22 protein-coding genes are annotated in these 19503 nt (G+C 35.8%); 8 read left to right on the forward strand and 14 right to left on the reverse strand.

Annotated features, from left to right (window positions below; translation table 11 throughout):
- Positions 1–72: 72 nt before the first annotated feature.
- Together MKX53_RS13510 and MKX53_RS13515 are read right to left on the reverse strand one after the other, a co-directional pair.
- Positions 73–1650, reverse strand: coding sequence for a M14 family zinc carboxypeptidase (locus tag MKX53_RS13510; protein WP_340911915.1), 1578 nt, complete (start codon positions 1648–1650; stop codon positions 73–75).
- A 143-nt stretch (positions 1651–1793) separates the two neighbouring features.
- Positions 1794–2030, reverse strand: a complete 237-nt coding sequence (locus MKX53_RS13515; protein ID WP_340911917.1) for an IDEAL domain-containing protein — start codon at positions 2028–2030, stop codon at positions 1794–1796.
- Positions 2031–2208: 178 nt separating this feature from the next.
- On the opposite strand from MKX53_RS13515, the gene MKX53_RS13520 reads away from it, so the two are divergent.
- On the forward strand, positions 2209–2748 hold the full coding sequence (locus MKX53_RS13520) for a competence protein ComK (protein ID WP_340911918.1): 540 nt from the start codon (positions 2209–2211) through the stop codon (positions 2746–2748).
- Here the strand turns inward: MKX53_RS13520 and MKX53_RS13525 are convergent.
- Both MKX53_RS13525 and MKX53_RS13530 read right to left on the reverse strand, forming a co-directional pair.
- Positions 2745–3110 (reverse strand): hypothetical protein, encoded by a 366-nt coding sequence (locus MKX53_RS13525; protein ID WP_093537641.1) that lies wholly within the window; start codon positions 3108–3110, stop codon positions 2745–2747. The two genes, MKX53_RS13520 and MKX53_RS13525, sit on opposite strands and share 4 nt — an antisense overlap.
- A gap of 159 nt (positions 3111–3269) precedes the next feature.
- Positions 3270–4499, reverse strand: a complete 1230-nt coding sequence (locus MKX53_RS13530; RefSeq protein ID WP_340911922.1) for an EAL and HDOD domain-containing protein — start codon at positions 4497–4499, stop codon at positions 3270–3272.
- Between the two features lie 156 nt (positions 4500–4655).
- Here MKX53_RS13530 and MKX53_RS13535 point away from each other — a divergent pair, with 156 nt between their 5' ends.
- On the forward strand, positions 4656–5432 hold the full coding sequence (locus MKX53_RS13535; RefSeq protein WP_340911923.1) for an enoyl-CoA hydratase-related protein: 777 nt from the start codon (positions 4656–4658) through the stop codon (positions 5430–5432).
- A gap of 76 nt (positions 5433–5508) precedes the next feature.
- Here the strand turns inward: MKX53_RS13535 and MKX53_RS13540 are convergent, their stop codons facing one another.
- A complete protein-coding gene (locus MKX53_RS13540; RefSeq protein ID WP_093537638.1) occupies positions 5509–5829 on the reverse strand; it encodes a DUF378 domain-containing protein in 321 nt (106 codons plus the stop codon).
- 175 nt (positions 5830–6004) lie between these two features.
- Here MKX53_RS13540 and MKX53_RS13545 point away from each other — a divergent pair, with 175 nt between their 5' ends.
- Both MKX53_RS13545 and MKX53_RS13550 read left to right on the forward strand, forming a co-directional pair.
- Positions 6005–6559 (forward strand): GNAT family N-acetyltransferase, encoded by a 555-nt coding sequence (locus MKX53_RS13545; RefSeq protein ID WP_340911924.1) that lies wholly within the window; start codon positions 6005–6007, stop codon positions 6557–6559.
- A 163-nt stretch (positions 6560–6722) separates the two neighbouring features.
- On the forward strand, positions 6723–7169 hold the full coding sequence (locus tag MKX53_RS13550; RefSeq protein ID WP_340911927.1) for a DUF4275 family protein: 447 nt from the start codon (positions 6723–6725) through the stop codon (positions 7167–7169).
- A 399-nt stretch (positions 7170–7568) separates the two neighbouring features.
- Here MKX53_RS13550 and MKX53_RS13555 read toward each other — a convergent pair whose 3' ends face one another.
- Both MKX53_RS13555 and MKX53_RS13560 read right to left on the reverse strand, forming a co-directional pair.
- Positions 7569–8450 (reverse strand): DMT family transporter, encoded by an 882-nt coding sequence (locus MKX53_RS13555; RefSeq protein WP_340911930.1) that lies wholly within the window; start codon positions 8448–8450, stop codon positions 7569–7571.
- Between the two features lie 104 nt (positions 8451–8554).
- Complete coding sequence (locus MKX53_RS13560) at positions 8555–9523, reverse strand: DMT family transporter (protein ID WP_093537634.1); 969 nt, start codon at positions 9521–9523, stop codon at positions 8555–8557.
- A 132-nt stretch (positions 9524–9655) separates the two neighbouring features.
- Here MKX53_RS13560 and MKX53_RS13565 point away from each other — a divergent pair, with 132 nt between their 5' ends.
- Entirely contained in the window at positions 9656–10534 is an 879-nt protein-coding gene (locus MKX53_RS13565; protein ID WP_093537633.1) for a LysR family transcriptional regulator, read from the forward strand.
- Positions 10535–10614: 80 nt separating this feature from the next.
- On the opposite strand, the gene MKX53_RS13570 is transcribed toward MKX53_RS13565, so the two are convergent.
- Positions 10615–11454: a DUF2268 domain-containing protein gene (locus tag MKX53_RS13570; protein WP_340911934.1), complete on the reverse strand. Its 840-nt coding sequence runs from the start codon at positions 11452–11454 to the stop codon at positions 10615–10617.
- Positions 11455–11599: 145 nt separating this feature from the next.
- Here MKX53_RS13570 and MKX53_RS13575 point away from each other — a divergent pair, with 145 nt between their 5' ends.
- On the forward strand, positions 11600–11857 hold the full coding sequence (locus MKX53_RS13575) for a hypothetical protein (protein WP_093537631.1): 258 nt from the start codon (positions 11600–11602) through the stop codon (positions 11855–11857).
- Positions 11858–11987: 130 nt separating this feature from the next.
- Here the strand turns inward: MKX53_RS13575 and MKX53_RS13580 are convergent, their stop codons facing one another.
- From MKX53_RS13580 to MKX53_RS13605, 6 genes are all read right to left on the reverse strand, one after another.
- A complete protein-coding gene (locus tag MKX53_RS13580; protein WP_340911937.1) occupies positions 11988–13121 on the reverse strand; it encodes a bifunctional cystathionine gamma-lyase/homocysteine desulfhydrase in 1134 nt (377 codons plus the stop codon).
- 2 nt (positions 13122–13123) lie between these two features.
- Positions 13124–14053 carry a PLP-dependent cysteine synthase family protein gene (locus tag MKX53_RS13585; protein ID WP_340911939.1) on the reverse strand — a complete coding sequence of 310 codons (930 nt, stop codon included), beginning with the start codon at positions 14051–14053 and terminating at the stop codon, positions 13124–13126.
- Positions 14053–14523 carry an S-ribosylhomocysteine lyase gene (locus MKX53_RS13590; protein WP_093537628.1) on the reverse strand — a complete coding sequence of 157 codons (471 nt, stop codon included), beginning with the start codon at positions 14521–14523 and terminating at the stop codon, positions 14053–14055. Before MKX53_RS13590 ends, MKX53_RS13585 begins: the two co-directional genes overlap by 1 nt.
- Before the next feature lie 12 nt (positions 14524–14535).
- Positions 14536–15174, reverse strand: coding sequence for a class I SAM-dependent DNA methyltransferase (locus MKX53_RS13595; RefSeq protein WP_340911942.1), 639 nt, complete (start codon positions 15172–15174; stop codon positions 14536–14538).
- Positions 15175–15309: 135 nt separating this feature from the next.
- Positions 15310–17151 carry an SLC13 family permease gene (locus MKX53_RS13600; RefSeq protein WP_340911943.1) on the reverse strand — a complete coding sequence of 614 codons (1842 nt, stop codon included), beginning with the start codon at positions 17149–17151 and terminating at the stop codon, positions 15310–15312.
- Positions 17152–17277: 126 nt separating this feature from the next.
- Entirely contained in the window at positions 17278–17775 is a 498-nt protein-coding gene (locus MKX53_RS13605; protein ID WP_340911944.1) for a GNAT family N-acetyltransferase, read from the reverse strand.
- Between the two features lie 170 nt (positions 17776–17945).
- Between MKX53_RS13605 and MKX53_RS13610 the strand changes: the two genes are divergently transcribed.
- Both MKX53_RS13610 and MKX53_RS13615 read left to right on the forward strand, forming a co-directional pair.
- Complete coding sequence (locus tag MKX53_RS13610) at positions 17946–18947, forward strand: S66 family peptidase (RefSeq protein ID WP_340911946.1); 1002 nt, start codon at positions 17946–17948, stop codon at positions 18945–18947.
- Positions 18935–19474, forward strand: a complete 540-nt coding sequence (locus MKX53_RS13615) for an HAD-IIIA family hydrolase (RefSeq protein ID WP_340911949.1) — start codon at positions 18935–18937, stop codon at positions 19472–19474. Before MKX53_RS13610 ends, MKX53_RS13615 begins: the two co-directional genes overlap by 13 nt.
- Positions 19475–19503 lie beyond the last annotated feature (29 nt).

Consider the following 19503-nt stretch of genomic DNA (forward strand, 5'->3'; position numbering starts at 1 on the left):
TAATAAAACGAACATACGTTTTTTAAATATAACAAAAGCCACTGATATCAGTGACTTTTATTAATTCCATTATTATCTTTTAGATGCTTCTTGCGCTAAATATAAGCCTACTTTGTTGTTCTGCCTCCAGATAGCATCCCACTTCGATAAAGGCACAGGAATATCTCCTACATACGGAGAAATTTCTAATGTGATACCTGGCATTTTCGTTTGTTGGATAAACCAATCAGCAGATGCCCCTGAACCCGGCAAATATTGAGGAGGCATTACTTTGTAGCCAGTGAGCTTTGATAATGTTTTTGCCAATGCTTGATCTCGCTTGGATTCTGCTTGCTTTTGATAGTTAAACCAGTACATAATTTGACCTGAAGAATGGTAAGAAATATACGTTTTAAATTTGTGTTTTTTGACGAAATCTCGAAATGCTTGTGACTCTGGTTCACTAAAAGCACTAGGTCCTTTATATGCCATATATGCAGGTTTCTTATGACCGCCGGTAATCTTATCCCAACCAGACGCAAAGTTATCATTTAAATCTACTCCACGAATATTCGATTTCCACCGATTAAAATTAGTACTTCCATTTATCTTTGTAGCAAGTGCCCCATTTTTTAAAGGTTTTGGTCCGGATTGAACAAGTTTTACACCATCAGGATTCATCATGGGGATAAACCAAATAGCAGTTTGGTCCAATGTCTCACGAACATTATATCCACCATAAACAGATTTGTTTTTGTAATGAATGCTATATGTGTCAATCATTTCAACTACAACGTTTGTCGTCATATGCTCGCGAGCATGTAAAGAACCATCTAGTAGAACTTCCTTTTTGCCGTTTCCTATTTTCATCGCATACATAGGGGTACCTTCTACAGATTTACCTATTTGCTGGAGCTTTGTAAACTCTGGATATAATGTAGCAACTACTTGAAGTAAATAAGTCATTTCTTCATAAGTTAAAACTTTTTTCGGTTGCAATAAATCCATATGGACAAAATCATTCATATTTATCCTTGCCTCTTGTCCAAGAAAATAAATAACACCTTTACTCTTTTCTAATGCTATTAAATCCACAGATTGATTGGCGGAAAGAGTTGCTATTTGGATTAATTGTTTATTGTAAATAGGTACCTCATCACGATTATATAATTTCATTGGATATTTCGCTTTTTTGCTAGTATCTATTATAGGTTCCGTCGTCGTAGGAATCGTACCTGCCAGTGGAATATAGTATACTTCTTTACCCACTTCTACTAAATGATAGATAGAAGCAGTTTTAGTACGAGTTAAAACAGCTTCTTTTAACAGAGTTCCTTTTTGCACTAGCTTTCCTTTTGTCATAATATAGTATGGGATTTGATCCTCCACTACTTTAAAACTCATTCGCTCTTGTTCAAACAAAGTGCTTGCTTGACTACTATGGATAAATCCTTGTACTCCATTAAAATCAATTTTATAATATCCTTCCTGCAAACCTGTTGTTTCGTATACATCAGCTTTTGTACCATCTAATAATATAGAAGAATCAATGGAGGCATCCGTTAGTACTTGATAGGTATCAAGGGTTTTAATATCCCATCTGTCTTCTGCTTGGACAATAGTTGGTAGAATTAATAGTAAAAATAATGCTGTCAGCAAACCATGTTTCATTTATTGCATCCTCCTTCTTTAACACTTATAGTGGTAAATCTTTCAACTTCTCTTAGCTTAACGTACTATTTTGTCAAAAGAAATAGAATTTTGCGATATAAAAAAACCACTTCAATAGAAGTGGTTTTTTACGTTAGATTTGATTATTTAGGACTGTTTAGTTGATGAAGTGCAGTTGTATAATCCATAAATGCTGCCATGTCTTTCTGATCCAATGCCTCATCTATTAATGTTAATAGACGTTTACTACTTTGTTCCCGGTGGATTATGTTCAAAAACATATCAAGATATATTTCGTTTAACAAATTTTCAGCAGAGCTTTCCTTCCCTGCCTGGCTCATTGCTTTCAAGAAATCTGCATATGAATATTGTTTGTCCATCTCCATCACCCCGATGTCTTTTTTCTATTATATAAAAGCAACGAGCTACTTGCAATCATTTTTAGAAAATTAAGATTACATGGTTAATATGGAATATTCCGAAATTTCGGTATATATACTTGCTTTACTTCCAATATTAACTATAATTAAGGTATATAATACAAAGGGGTGGATTTTTATGTCGAATAAAGCAGAAGAAAAATCTTATTTTATTTCATTTGAAACCGCTGTACTTCAACCTTTTATAGTGAATAATATGATATTTACGAAAGTAACTAACTTTTCAGGTGAATCCCATATTATAGGTAAAAAGCCTTTTGATATTGTTCGTCATTCTTGTTCTTTTTATGGCTCTTCGTTTCAGCATACAGTACGATTATCGAGAGATGCGATTGGAAATTATTTAAAGTTACCAATTCTTATAGCGCATGATTTCGGAAATCCATGTATTTTCTTACCAATACTCTCGCCAAAATCTGATTTAAATGTGTGGTTCTCTTTGAAGGCAATAGCAGGATTTTATCCGTCTGAGGAAGGTTGTGTCGTTGTTTTAACTAATGGCCAAAAAATAATCGTTCCTTCTTCTCCACAAACAATAAGTAGACAGGTTGGATTTGCTAATATACTAAATATGCATTTACTGAAACGGATGAGCTATTTAATAAACACTGGTTACACCACGCAAACTCCACAAATTCAAAAAGACACACAGTACTAACGAAGTTTTTCTACTACTGCCAAATATATAGATAGTAGTTCTTCAACTCTATTGCGGAGACGAACATTTAAGTAACGACGATGTTCTTCATAGCCACCATGAAAAAATACATACTCTGTGAACATATCATCTCCTTCTCCCCGAAGAACTTTCATACTGTGACGCTTCATGTACATATGCGTCTGTTTTAACTCTTTTTGTACTTGCTTTCCTGCTTCTTCTACTAAAACGATATACGGACGCTTCAATTTAAATGGAGCATTTTCAAAAATAGTCCGATCTTTTTCTAAAATAGTCAAGACCATTGGAAGATAAATCATGTTTTCAAGATATGGAATTGCCTCTTCCGGTATTAATGGCATAACTACTCCTCCTTCCCCTTTTAGGAACATACGTTCTTATTATTAATTGTACTACTTTTATCGGAAAAAGCAACAAACGAGTTATTGGTATATAAATGAAACATTAGAAAAAACAATCACTAAAAAGAACAACTGCCATCTCTAAAATGGCAGTTGTTCTTAAGCTACTATATCCATAGCCCACCTACGGGCTTCTAAATAATATTTGTTTAATGTAATATGATCAATACCCATAGCTCCAGCACCTGCGATCATAGCATTCCATCTAACTTCGTCGCATGCTACGGCAAGTTCTAAATAAGGAGTCATATCAGTATTTTCTCCTGCTAGCGTCTCTATTACCTCATCTGTGAGAGGCAGTTCTTGAAGTAAAAGAGTCATCTTTTGATGCAATAATGTATCTATTAAAGAAAACATTCCTACAAGAAAGTATTCAGAAGAGTTTCGTAATGAATGATTTTTGGCTAACAGCTCACAAAACTTCGCACGAAATAAGGATGCTTCAATTAGAGCCATGCCATCACCATTTGAATTTACGGTCGACTCTCTCAACATTAATACATATAACCAATGATTCAATTCTTCAAGGCCCAACATCACTGCAGCTTGTTTAATGGAACGAATCTTAGATCTTTTTCTGGAGGTTGGAGAGTTAATAATTTTCAAAACTTTAAAGGAAAGCGACACATCACGCTCTATTTCCTCTGCTATTTGTTCAATAGAAGAAACTGGGTCACTAAGTAAGCTAATAATACGAAAATATTGTGCCATATTAGCAGGTACGTCTGTTCCTTTAATAATTTCAGGTTTAGCAAAAAAGTACCCTTGGAATAACCCGTATCCAGCTTCTTTTGCCTGATAAAATTCTTCACGCGTTTCTACTTTTTCAGCTAACAGGACAATATGAGGATAATTGTTCTTCACAATTTTTTCAATTACTTGTCTTTCAGAAGGTTTACTCAACATAAAATCTACTTTTATAAAATTAACTAAACTAAATAATTCATCATATAAGTTTATATTTTCATGTAAAATAAAATCATCCAATGCAATTAAAAATCCAAGTTTTTTAATATACTTAAGCTTTCCAATTAAAGACGGCGTAATCGAAATATCCTCTAGAACTTCCACAACAACACGTTTAGGTGGAATCTTGTCAAATACTGTATTATCTAATAAGTTTTCTGTAAAGTTAATAAAGCATAATTTTTCTCCAACAAGGTTGTTTATACCAATCGTCAAAAATGAATGAGTTAATACCTCTAAAGTCGCAAAATCTCCGTCTGTAATAGGAAATACATTCGTACCACTATTACGATACAATAATTCAAAGGCAAAAATATGCTCATTTTTTGTAAAGATTGGTTGTCTTGCCACAAAAACATCCATACAAACTCCTCAAATCCTAAATATTCAATATGTCTATTGTAGCAAATATTTCCAAGGATATCGATGTATTTTCTAATTGTTACCTGTGGATGACAGAAAACTTGGAACATGATATGTTTGATAATGGGGAAGAACGTCGAAAGGGGAGAAATAATAATGGAATCTATTCGTTATACACAACAGGGGAATATAGCATATGTCACGCTAAACAGACCAGACGCATTAAATGCATTTAACTATGAAATGCTACGTAAACTCGGAGATATTACAGAATCTATACGTATTAACCCTGATATTCGTGTTGTTATTTTCACGGGTGCAGGAGAAAAATCATTTAGTGTTGGTGCAGACTTAAAGGAACGAAAAACATTAACTGATCAACAAGTTAAACGGAATATATATAAAATTGGCGAAGTATTTACAGCGATTGAAAACCTTCCTCAACCCACTATAGCTATGCTAAATGGCTATGCTTTTGGTGGCGGAACAGAATTGGCGCTTGCCTGTGATTTTAGAATTGCTTCAGATGATATTCTACTTGGCTTGACGGAGACAAGTTTAGCAATAATCCCCGGAGCTGGTGGAACTCAACGTCTGCCAAGACTTATAGGAGAATCTAAAGCATTAGAATTGATATTAACTGCTAGAAGACTAAAAGCAGATGAAGCAATGTCCTATGGATTAGTAACGAAGGTAACAACTCGAGAAGCTCTCCAAGAAGAAACAGAGGCATTTGCACAACTAATGCTTGCAAATGGACCTATTGCTTTGCAGCAAGCTAAATTCGCTGTAAAACACGGGATGAATGTTGATCTACAAACTGGCTTAAGTATTGAAAGAAAAGCATATGAAATTACAATACCTACAGAAGATCGATTAGAAGCATTACAAGCCTTCGGAGAAAAAAGAAAGCCGATTTTTAAGGGGAAATAAGTTTCCGCATCCATAAATGCTTATTAAAAAAGGATAGATAATCTGCTTGAAGGTGCAGTTATCTATCCTTTCTTAGTTATTTATTTTTCTCATTCTCTTTTGAAGCTGCTTCATTTATATCCGTGAATTCTGGTTCCTCCCCGAATTCAGTTCCATATTGAAGGTTTCGAGAACTTTGTCTGCTGGTTCCGAACTCTTCTTCCTCAGACGTTCTAAATAAAAGTGGAATGCAGATTAAGCCGCTTATTCCTACTAATGCATAGATCACTCTAGAAAAAGCTGCAGTCTGACCTCCAAAAATAGAAGCAACTAAATCGAATTCGAAAAAGCCGATCAATCCCCAGTTAATTGCACCAATTATAACGAGGGCTAAAGCAAGCCGATGTATAAATCCCACTGATTAACTCCTCCTTCATTAGTTCTACGAATGATAGCGACGATATGGGATAACATATCGAAAACAACTAAGATTCGTTCTTATCTTTTACCAGAAATAACGATTCATACATGAAGAGAAATTGAAATATTAAAATATGTGAAAGTATTCGCTTAAACAAAACTGCAGAAAGGAGATGTTTGTAATTAGAGGAAATACAATAAAATTTAATATACGAAATCTGAGTTATGTAATAAGGTCAGCAAAAGAGGAGGATGCGAAAACTTTAGCTGAAGTGAGGTTGCAGATAGATGGCGAAACAGAAAATATGGATAGAGAAATGGGCGAAGCATACATAGATGAAGGTAGTTTTAAACAACTAATCATTGAAGACATCAAAAGTCCTTATAATCTATTTTTAGTTTGCGAAGCAAACGGTAAGATTGTTGGCTTTTCAAGGTGTGAAGGAAGTCAGTTGAAAAGAATGTCTCATAAAGTCACATTTGGTGTTTGTGTACTCAAGGATTTCTGGACATACGGCATTGGTACAAACTTGTTAAAAGAAACAATTAGGTTCGCTGATACAAACGAAATTAAGAAAATTACTTTGAACGTACTGGAAACTAATCAAAAAGCCATCATGCTTTATAAAAAATATGGTTTTGAAGAAGAAGGGATATTGAAGAAGGATAAGCTACTATCAGATGGGAATTATTATAATACTATAATCATGGGAAGATTTAATGAGTAAAGACAGACGCTTTTAACAACCAACGCATCCTAAGTGGAACAATAATAAGCACCTCTTCTTTCCAAGTTCAACTTAAGAGGCATAGATTGTTTGGTTCAAATTAGTGAAGACTTTTAGCTAGAACTTTTGAAACGAATGAACTTTTATATTTATGGAGGTATTTATGGATATAGTAAATCGGCTTAAAATAAAAAAAGTACAGGTGAGAGAAATACCAGGTTGGGGACCTTATATACGGCAGCAGTGGGAAGATAGTTTTGCTGGACACCTTAGCTATAAAGAGAAGGAAGAAATTCATCTGTCTTATAACGGTTTTGCTCATGGCTACTTATGGCATATTTTTAGTTATGAAAAAAGAGATTGTTTAAAAGAAACGCAAGCCAATGAAGCATTTAATAATATATCAAAAAATACATGTTACGTATTCTATCAAAACTCTGATTACGCGTTGATCATAGAAAATGCAACATTTGTTACTGCCAGTGATTTTGTACAGAAAGATGACTATAATGAAGGTGATATCTTTGTCGTTGATAAGGATTTCACTTGGACATACGTTAATACACATGAAACAAGTTTAGGTCCATATTTTAGTAGAAAAAGGAAATAAATATTTCCTTATTTTAACAAAAATAGTTTAGTATTGAGTGTTTTAAGAGGAGGTTTTGTAATGAAAAAAAGTAGCCAAGCCATTACTTGGGTTTTTATCGCTATTGTTATTGTTTTAATTTGGCTGCTTTTTACAAGATAGGTTTCTGAAGGTAATATCATGCTTTAGTAAAAAAGACACTAACGTAAAATGACTGTGGAGAAAATTTTTTTTCATTTTAAAAACCAATGTTGGGATAATGCAGGAACCCGAGTATGATTCATCTCTCATGAATGAATGCATACGTCTTCCATACAGTGTGGCCGCTGGAGTCAAAATAATACTATCTTGTGAATCGATTGTAAAACTACATACCTTCACAAAAAGCTCCAGCGAGATTCTATACCACAAACTGTAAAATCAGCCGACTGTTTTCATTTTATCCTTTTTCAAAAATCCCATTTTTGTTTCGGAAATTAGAATAGCTAACAAAATGAGAAATGCTCCAATAATCATTCTTCCTGTCATGATTTCACTCAAAATGATAATGGAAAAGACCATGCCCCAAAACGATTCAGTAGCTAATATAATGGCTGCCTTAGTTTCTGTAATATATTTTTGAGCCACTGTTTGCATGAGAAAAGCAATCGTTGTAGAAAAAATTCCTAAGTATAACAGATTCAGCACACCTTCAGATTCGACGGAAAAACTCGTTTCTCCTCTAAATAGTATGACGATACAACCAATAACTGCTGCAGTAACCATTTGCACAATCGTAAGCACAACAGGATCTTCCGTCTTAACAAACTTAGCCGTGTAATAAATATGAAAAGCAAATCCTACCGCACAACCTAAGGTCAATACATCTCCCACATTGATGTCCGAAGATAATTTTAAAGATAGGACAGCAATACCAACAACAGCGAGAATAGCACCAGTTAGTTCGTACATATCTATTTTTCTTTTATATAAAAGAAATCCTATAAATGGAACGATAACAACATTCACGGCTGTTAAAAAAGCGTTTTTGGATGGTGTTGTAAATTGGAGTCCCACTGTTTGAAGAGCAAAAGCAATATATAAAAATAGCCCTAATAGCGCTCCTTTAATAAGCGTACTTTTGTTTAGCTTATTAAACTTTTTGAAAAATATAAGACTTAATATAACCGCTCCGATTAAAAACCTGCCAGCTAAAATCTGATACGGCGTATAATGTTCCAAAGCTACTGCACTTGCTACAAATCCACTACCCCAAATAATAGCGGTAAGTACTAATAATAATTCTCCCATATATTTAAACATTATTCCCACCAACCTTATTATACTAAAACTAGTATAGCGTAAATATTCACAAAAAAAGCGCCTTCTTCTACAATATTTTCATTGTAGTGAAAGTCGCTTTATAACTAGGAAATACTCTCTTGTAAACTTTGTTTTACTTGTTGACTTGTCTCTTTTTTTTGAATTAACCGGACAAAAATATTATTAGCAAGAAGAGCCAGAATAATAAAACCTACTCCTATAATTTCAAAGGAAGAGATATGGTTACCCTGAACACTCGAAATAACAAGAGTCGTAACAGGAACAAAGTTAATAAACAACAAAGCATTTAAAGGCGAAAGAATACTAACACCAATATTCCATCCAACTAAAGCAATAACTCCAGGAAAGACAATCATAAATAGCAAATGTGGACTAACTGTTTGAATAGTACCAAATGTCGGCACAGAGACGTATCCTACCATCGTTGCTATTGCTACAATTACAACTGCAGAAATCGTACCTAGTAAACAGCTTAATGTCGAATAACGAAGCACAGACCACCCTCTAAACTTGTCTCCACCCATTGTATAAATAACCCAGCCAATAACCGCGATGAAAATCAATATAGATGGAATTATATTATTGGTAGCAGTCAAAAAGGAAGTGATATCACCTTTAGTAATAACAAGTATTGCTCCCACAAAAGAAACCACCACACATAAAATTGTAAATGAATAAGGACGGCGTCTATAAAATAGCCAAACGATTATAATTGAAATCATGGGCATTAACGATTCCATAATAGAAGCAACCATAACACCTGGTTCTCCTAGTAAGTCTTCACCCCAGAAAATAAGTAAGTTATAGACAGTAAAAGCCATTGTCCCAAAAAACCATAATAACCTTCCCTTTCCCTCCAATCGAAACGCCTTTGGTCCTTCCTTCCATAGTAAAAGTAAAACTAAAATTATGGAGACTGCTCCGTAGCGGAAAATAGTAAAGTAAAATGGATCAATATAAGTAAAAGCATGATGCGCTACCGGAAACATTGCTCCCCATGACACACTTGCGATAAAACATAATAAGGCACCTAAAAAAATATTATTTTTCATAAAATTTATTCTCCTTCTCGTATTCCCTTATCTATTAAACGTCATGATTACCTATCATGTAAAATGATTATTTTTGATGTTATGTATCATTTATTGTGATATCATATAATTTTACAAAGGAGAGAATGCAAGGTGGAGTTAAAAGACTTAGAAATATTTCAACTTGTTGCACAAAAAGGAACAGTTACAGCAGTCGCAAAAGAACTGAGTTATGTTCAATCCAACATTACAGCACGTATTAAAAAATTAGAAGTAGAGCTAAATACACCATTATTTAACCGCCATAATAGAGGGATGAATTTAACACCTGAAGGAAAAAAGCTATTAGTATATTGTGAGCAAATTTTATCATTAACCAACGAAATGAAAAAGGTAGTGCAAAATAAAGAACACCCATCGGGAAAATTAGAAATTGGAACAGTCGAAACTGTTATAAAACTACCAACTATTTTATCTACATTTACTAAAAAGTATAAAGAGGTAGACCTTTCTCTCTTCTCAGGTGTCACAGAAAAACTGCAGGAGGAAGTATTGAATCATCGATTAGATGGAGCTTTTGTTACAGAAACTACTCCCCATCCAGAGCTTGTCTCCCATGATGTTTTTCAAGAAGAACTAGTATTAATATCAAATATAAATACTACAACTCTAGAACAACTGAAAAATGAACCCTTTTTATGTTTTAGCAAAGGCTGTGGATACAGAGCTAGATTAGAAGCCTGGTATAAAGATGAAAATATAGTTCCTAAAAAAGTAATGGAGTTTGGAACGTTAGAAACGATTTTAAGCAGTGTTGTCGCTGGCTTAGGCATCACTTTTATCCCAAGGTCAGCAGTGTCCCATTTAGAGGCCCGTGGACTGATCCACTGTCATTTATTGCCTACGAAATACAGTGAAATTAAAACCGTATTTATCAGACGTTCCAATACATATTTAACAACTACAGTTGAAAGATTTATTGAAACTATTGATTTGAGTAATGGTGAATCCTCTGAGTTGCTACAATATTAGATAAAGATGAATTCCTCCCAAAAAAGCGTCATCTCTTGAAAGCCAGAGATGACGCTTTTTTTATAGGAAAGGATTCCAGTTTATATAGCAAAATCAGAGCCTGCGATTATTTCATCAGATGACTTAAGCAGCAATTCCTTCATAACAAAAGGCCCGTGTTTTTTATTGTACGTATACACAATTTGATAGCCAATATGATAGCCAATCCACTTCGGAAACGGCGTCTTAGTTTGACCAAATAAGTAAAGCTGGTGATTTTTAATACCCTTTATGTGCAAGCCAGGTACAAAATGCCTTTCCCAAACTTCTTTCGCCTCTTCCAAACGATACATATTCGTCCAAGGAGCTATCCACTTTTTTCCGTACAACTGTTTTACCGCAAACTCGCCTAGCCCCTCAATAATCACTGAATCTGCTAAGGAGATAGCTGAAGACGGAGAACTTAAAAATTTTAATCTACATACATGATTATACTCATGAGCTACTAATGCTTTAATCTCTTCTTTGTTAAGCTCAGGAGAGACGAAAAGAAAAAGTACATTTCGATAAGCGATCCCGTTTTTACGGGGAAAATCCTTTCTCCACTGTGCACTTTCTTTTTTTATCGGATAAATATAAATAGAAACCTTGGGACCTCCCCATAATTCTCGCAAATATTTATATTCTTGTTTCACAATATCCCAAACATGATTGAGTTCTAATTTTCGCACGGTTTTCTTTAAAGACTTCCATTCAGTCGGTTCAAATAAACCATTTTTTAAAAGTTCGTATTGTATGACCTCCGAATTTACCTCTGGGAAAAACTTCATAACTGAATCGCATATAATCTCTCGCTGTAAAGTCTCAGCCCCTCTCCCATGCTGTTCTTCGCATTTTTCAGCAAATGTAAAGAGTAAATTTCTTGTTTCTTTGACCGACATGAACCCTCTCCTTTTTGTCTTATAGCATATGTTTTTAATTTATTTTAGTTACCGTGTATAGACAAGTGTCTCTAGCAAGTCCACTGGACCAACATAAACTAACAGAACATACTTGTATGTAGTTTTAGCGAGAGGAGGACTATAGATGAATCAAAATGATATGTATAATCTCTGTTGTAGCTATCAGGGAAAACGAGTAAGAATTGTAGATAACCAAGGGCGAGTACATCGTGGAGAGGTTACAAGAGTTAATAGAAATATGGTATGGATTCGTCCTGATGAAAATCTTGGTGGTTACGGACTTGGATTTTTCGGCTTTGGAGGATACGGATCGGACTTTGGCTACGGTATTGCACTAGGTGCGATTACCGGCATCGTACTAGCTACTGCATTTTTTTGGTAATAATGAAGAGAGGTTGCAGCCTCTCTTTATATATTGAAATTCCAACTAAATCTGTTCACATTCCAACTAAATGATATATAGCAACAAAAAAGCACACCCCCTCTGTCAAAGGGATATGCTTAATCCAACATTATGCGAGTGCTTGTGTTAAATCCTCTAATAAGTCTTCCACATCTTCAATTCCTACTGAAATTCGGACAAGCCCATCTGTAATACCAAGCTCAGCGCGACGCTCACTTGGGATGGATGCATGAGTCATTCGCGCAGGAACTGAGATTAAACTCTCCACCGCACCTAAACTCTCTGCAAGTGTAAAGTAGCGAAGCTTCGCTAAAAGCTCATCTGCTTTCTCCCCACTTCCAACATCGAAGGAAATCATTCCGCCAAATCCTGTAGACTGTTTCTTCATCAAGTTATGTGCTGGATGAGTAGCTAGACCAGGATAAAAAACGTTAGAAACAGCTTCATGATTATTTAGGAACTCTGCAATTCGTTGAGCATTTACATTATGCTCTTCCATCCGAATACCCAGTGTTTTAATACCACGCATAAGCAACCAAGAATCCTGCGGCCCAAGAACTGCTCCTACAGAGTTTTGAACAAAGTGTAAGTCGGTTGCTAGCTGATCCGAGTTTACAACAACAAGACCTGCCACAACATCACTATGTCCACCCAAATATTTAGTAGCACTATGCACGACAATGTCCGCACCAAGTGATATCGGTTGTTGGAAATATGGCGTCATGAACGTATTATCTACAATAGTCAATAATCCTTTTTCTTTCGCAAACTTGGAAATTGCTTCAATATCGGTAATTTTCAACAATGGATTTGTAGGGGTTTCTAAGAAAATTGCTTTTGTATTTTCTTGGATAGCCGCTTCAACATTCGATAAGTCTCCAGTATCTACGAATGTTGCTTCAATGCCAAAGCGATTCAATACTTTAGAAATTACACGGAAAGTTCCACCGTATACATCATCCGTTAAAATAACATGGTCACCTTTACTAAAAAGCATCATAACAGAGCTTGTTGCTGCCATTCCAGATGCGAAAGCAAACCCTGCAACTCCTCCTTCTAGCTCGCTGATTAATACTTCCAAAGCATGGCGCGTCGGATTGCCAGTACGTGAATATTCATAGCCTTTGAATTTGCCTACTGCCTCTTGTTTATAAGTACTTACTTGATAAATAGGTGTCGATACTGCTCCAGTTGCCTCGTCCCCAACAATTCCTGCATGTATTAACTTCGTTTTAGCGCGCATCCTTATTCCTCCTTGAAAAGTTCATAAACGTTCTGGCTTAAATATCGTTCGCTCGAATCTGGGAAAATCGTTACAATATGACTTCCCTCTTTCGCTATCTCTGCTTCCTTCAATGCAGCTTGAAAAGCAGCTCCAGATGAGCTTCCGACTAGTAAGCCTTCTTTTTTTGAAAGTGCTCGTAATTGTTGAAATGCATCCTCATCTGTAACAGTATGGATTGCATTAAAATAGGAAGTATCCATGAAGTCCGGTAGAAACTCCATACCGATTCCTTCTGTCACATGAGAACCAGATTCACCACCATTTAATATGGATCCGACCGGTTCTACAATAACTGTTTTAATCGATTCTTTTTGTTTTTTCAAATAGATTGAAGTACCCATAAATGTTCCACCTGATCCTGCACCTGCAACAAAGACATCAATTTCACCATCTAAATCTCGCCATAATTCAGGTCCGATTGTCTTTGTATACGTAGCTGGATTTGCAGGGTTAGAAAATTGAGAAGGAGAGAAAGCATTTGGTGTTGTAGCCACTAGTTCTATAGCTTTTTTAATCGCTCCCTGCATACCTAAAGCTGTATCTGTGTTTACAATCTCCGCCCCTAATGCACGCATTAACGTTTGCTTTTCTACACTAAATTTCTCTGGAACAACAAAAATAACTTTATATCCTTTACCAATTGCAGCTAAAGCAACTCCTATACCAGTATTACCTGCAGTAGGTTCAATAATGGTACCGCCTGGTAGAAGTTTCCCAGACCTCTCAGCATCTTCAATCAAGGACAAGCCTAGTCGATCCTTTACGCTGCCACCAGGATTAAAATATTCAAGCTTTGCGAAAATACGGCAATTATTAGGAATAGGAATATGTTTTATCTCTACTACAGGTGTGTTGCCTATTAAATCTTGTACACTACTAAAAATGTTCATTATGCTTCCTCTTTATAAATTTGACGCCATTCATCTTTTTTAGCTAGCATGTCAGAAGCTATTTCTTTCGCACCTTCCAAACTATGACTTGCAGCCCAACCACATTGGACTTCATTGCAAGCTGGAACCTCTGTTGCTTGTAAAACATCTTGTAATGTTTTTTCTAAGATTTCCAGAATTTCCTCAAAGTTATCATGATTGATAACAGATAGGTAGAAACCAGTTTGACAGCCCATAGGACTCAAATCCACTACTTGATCAGTATGATTGCGAATATTTTCTGCCATTAAATGCTCTAAAGAGTGTAGACCAGGCATTTCCATATGCTCTTTATTTGGCTGTTTAAAACGGATGTCATATTTTAATATTACATCGCCACTGTTCCCTACTTTTGTACCTGCAAGGCGTACAAATGGTGCCGCTACTTTTGTGTGATCTAAGTTAAAGCTTTCTACATTCATTTTTTTCATCGTTATCGCTCCTTATTTTTTGGTTGCATCCATTAACCAAACATAATCATTCATTTTCACGAATTCTACTTGAAAACCTGCTTCTGTGAACAATTCTTTTAGTTTAGGAATCGTTGTATAATATTCTCGTTCCAGATCTTCTACTACATTTAAGAATCCACGATTTCTTTCCTTAGCAATTTGCGCTTGTTTGGCTTCCTCTGTAAGAAAAACAGTATCCGCAAAAACGACCTTTCCATTTTTCGAAAGTAGGTTAGCATATTTGTTCAGTGCTATTCCTTTTTCATCATCCGTTAAGTGATGAAACACATAAGTGCTTACAAATGCATCTATATTTTCATCTTGTACATCAAATTCAAGTAAATCCCCATCAATTAAGTTAATAGAAGGAAAACGTTTAGCGGTTACTTCAAGCATCTTAGTATTAGGTTCGATACCAATAACTGAAAAACCTGCTTCTAATAACTTGGCAGTTAAATTCCCAGTTCCTGTTCCAAATTCAATAATAGTACCAGAAACACGGTTAGCTACCTCACTTAAAATAGTTTCATAGCCTTCGAATACATCTCGATACTCCGGATCTTTACCCGAAACGGAAGCATCATAAGAGTCTGCCCAACCATCAAAAATATCGACAAATTCTCTGCCCATTTTTTAACCCCTTTTTGAATCATATTATTCCTACTTGCATACTTTGTTTTAGGCTTAACAATATTAGTTATATCATATTCCAACAAATTGTCAAACAAAAAAAGAGCATCTCTTTGGAAGAGAAACTCTTTAAAATTACAATGGGAAAAATATTGGAATTGCAATCATCATAATGATGAACATAATTATTTGTAAAGGTATTCCTGCCTTGATAAAGTCAAAGAATTTATATCCTCCTGCTGTCATTACTAATGCATTAGTAGGAGACGCTACAGGAGTCGCAAAAGCCATACTTGAAGATACAGCTATAGCGATTAAAAATGTATACGGATTTGCATCTAAACTAATGGCTGCAGTCATTGCTATTGGGGCAAACAAAACAGCAGTCGCAGTATTACTAATAAATTGACCAAATATCATCGTCACAAAGTAAATACCAGCTAACACTCCCATTGCACCGAACCCACCAAGAAGATTAACTATCCCTTCGGAAAGAATTACCATACCACCCGTTTTTTCAAGGGCAGTTGCCATTGGAAGCATGGCGGCGATTAAAATAATACTTTCCCAGTTCATCTTGCCATACGCATCATCCATATTACGCAGACACCCAGTCATGACCATTAAAGTAGCGGCTAAAAGAACAGAAATGACTGCAGGAAACACTTCCAAAACCATTAACCCAATCATCAATAGCATAATTGCTCCAGCAATTGGCGCTTTCCCACTAGCAGCAGCCATACTTGCATGCTCTTTAGGTTGCCCAATAATCACAACATCTTTTACAGCTCTAGACAAAAGCTCAATCTCTTCCCAAGCTCCTTGGACCAACAACGCATCCCCGAATCGCAATCGTACTTCCGCCATTTCGGTTAATACATATTCTCCTTTGCGATTAATGCCTAGTATATTTAAGTTATATTTTTCTCGGAAACTAATACTTCCAACCGTTTCGTTTATCAAATTGGAATGTGGAGTTAATAGTACCTCTGCTATACCCAATTGTTTAGAAACGAGTTCCTCTGCATTCGTTTCTTCATCAACCTCTAAGTGAAAATCTCTCACAAATTGCAAAGTATTTTCTAGTGGACCTTGAACATATAAAATATCCTTGCCTTCAATCACACTCATAGGACCAGCCATTTCCTGATAACGGATAGGTAGGATATTCATGCCTTCCATCGACTTACGGTCAATTTTCAAAATAGCAAGATGATATTTTGCAGGAAGCTTTAACTCCGCGAGTTGTTTTCCAATAATCGAAGAATCCTCTACCACTCGAATACGATGCAAGTTACCACCTAACTCATAATCTGCTGCCAGTTGCTGTGGAGATAATTTATGCCCTTCTCCGGCATTATTTTTTCTTTTATCATTCGGCAACACATATTTTCGAGCAACAAGAAAATATAAGATACCAGTAGTGATTCCAATAATTCCAAGTGGGGTAATTTCAAAAAAACCTAGTTTTTCAAATCCATTATCTACAAGGACCTGGCTGACAATCAGATTGGCCGGTGTGGCAATTAGTGTCATTAGCCCTGACAAGCTACTAATATAAGATAGGGGGATTAAATACTTAGACGGGCTGCTATTAATACTGATGGCGATGCTAATAACAATCGGTAGCATTAAAGCAACTACCCCCGTATTACTCATAAAGGAGCCAACACTGCCTGTAATAATAAGTAATAAAACGAATAATTTCCTCTCGCTTTTCCCCGACCATTTCAACAATAAATTCCCGGCAGACTGTGCCAGACCTGTCCGAACAATTCCAGCTCCCACAACAAATAGCCCTGCAATCATAATAACGACAGAATTAGAAAACCCTGCAAGTGCCTCCGTAGGCTCTAACACACCTGAAATAACAAAAGCTAAAAGTGCAAGAATCGCGACAAGGTCTGCACGCACTCGATTGCTTATAAACAAAACGATACTGATCGCTAAAACAACAAATGTAATAGTTAATTGCATAATAGAGCGAATCCTTTCTTACATAATTCTACCCTCATTATATAAGAAGCCCATGTAAAGTTCCTAACCAAAGCTATAAGTGAAAACGTATTCTTTTGGAAAGGTCACAAGATATACAAAAATGATTCAAACCGTTTCTTTTTTGTAAATTGCATTAATAGCGTCCCAATCAAGGGGTCTGGTCATACTAACTTCGCTTTTCTCCGCAGACTTAAAACCGAATTGTTCGTACAGGGTATGAGCATCTCTTGTCGCCAAATGAAAATTAGTGCCTTTCAATTTCGGATTTTCAGTAATAATTGTCATTAGCCATTTGCTAAGTCCCTTTCCTCTATACTCGGGAAGTACGAAAACATCGCCCAACCAAGAATATCGGACAAGATCTGATACAACACGAGCAAAACCTATTTGTTTTGGATTGCCCTTAGTTGGATCCCCCTCATAAATCCCATAGCAAAGAATGGAATTCTCAATCGATGCTTCAACTAATTCTCTTGAAGTACCTTCTAACCAATAGGATTCTTGACTAAGAAATTTATAGATAACATCCTTATCCAATAAATTTTTATCCGTACTTATATAAAATTCTTCTTTACTAGTAAACTCAATTTCTTCTTTATACATTAATCTATCTCCTCTCTACTATGTATTACTCATTTAATATAAGTAGTTCCAATTATATAATATTTAAGTTATGTTAAATAGAGAATATTCAACTTATTATTTTAACTTCAGAGTCATATCTTTATAATTTATTCTCTCATTACGATTTATTGAAAGGAATGATTCTACCTATGAAAGGTTTAAATAGGTTACAAAAAGGCGACAAAATTGGAATTTATTCACCTTCTTCACCGATTACGCATTCTTCTCCCCAGCGCTTTGAAAGAGCTAGAACTTTTTTAGAAGCAAAGGGATTTGAAATTATAGAGGGAAATTTAACTGGGAAACAAGACTTTTACCGCTCTGGAGATATTCAAGAGCGTGCTCAGGAGTTAAACGAGCTTATTCGTAATCCTGAAATCCACTGTATTATGTCTACTATTGGTGGGACAAACTCTAACGCTATTTTGCCATATATTGATTATGAAGCTTTTAAAAGAAACCCTAAGATCATGATTGGCTACTCCGATGCTACCGCAATTTTACTCGCAATTTATGCTCAAACTGGAATACCAACATTTTATGGACCAGCATTAGTGCCGTCATTTGGAGAGTTTGAACCCTACGTAAATTATACATATGATTATTTCAAGGATATTTTAATAAACGAGCAACAAATTCCTTTCACTATCCCACTCCCCCCTTATTGGACAGATGAGCCACTCAATTGGGAAATTAAAACCTGTGACAAACAACTAAGACCGAATGAATGGACTTGCGTAAATGAGGGAACTGCTGAAGGTAGATTAATAGGTGGGAATTTGAATGCTATGTATGGTATTTGGGGAAGCCCGTTTATGCCTTTAATAAAAGATGGAGATATTTTGTTAATAGAAGACACGATGAAATCTGCAGCTGTTGTGGAAAAAAACTTCAACCTATTAAAGTTAAATGGTGTATTTGATAGAGTTTCTGGAATTATATTAGGAAAACATGAATTGTTTGATGATCAAGGAACCGGGAGAATGCCGGCTGATATTTTAGTAGAAATTATAGGAGTTTCAACAATTCCAATTCTTGCTGACTTCGACTGCTGCCATACCCACCCGATGTTAACAATGCCTATTGGACGACGAATTAAAATGAATTCTGGTGAAAGAGAGATTGCACTAATGGAGCAATGGATAAATTGATAAGGAAATTAGAAGCAGTTTTTATAGATCGTGATGGGACAATTGGTGGCACAGGTCATTTTATACATCCAAATGACTTTGTTCCTTATGAGTTTAGTAGAACAGCGATTCAGTTACTACAATCCCAAGGAATTAAAATATTTGGATTCACCAACCAACATCGGGTGAGTCGAGGAGAGGCATCCATAGTGGAATTTCAAAAAGAATTTCTGTCCTATGGTTTTGATGATGGGTTCATTTGTCCACATAGCCTTCTCGATTCCTGTGTATGTCGTAAGCCAAATCCTGGCATGTTACTTGAGGCTGCTAGCAAATACAATCTCAATCTTAAAAATTGTGTAGTTATTGGGGATGTCGGTGGTACTGATATGCTAGCTGCTCAAGCTGTTGGAGCGCTGAAAATATTAGTGCTTACTGGTTGGGGAACAGACTCGTTATCACAGTATCGAGTCGAATGGAAAGACATAGAACCGGATTATATTGCCGAGAATTTACTGGAAGCAGTCAAATGGATATTAAATCAATAGAAAATGCTGCCAGGAGCAAACCCTTGCAG

Origin of the sequence: Psychrobacillus sp. FSL K6-4615, assembly GCF_038008225.1 — a bacterium.
In the GTDB taxonomy this organism is placed as follows: domain Bacteria; phylum Bacillota; class Bacilli; order Bacillales_A; family Planococcaceae; genus Psychrobacillus; species Psychrobacillus psychrotolerans.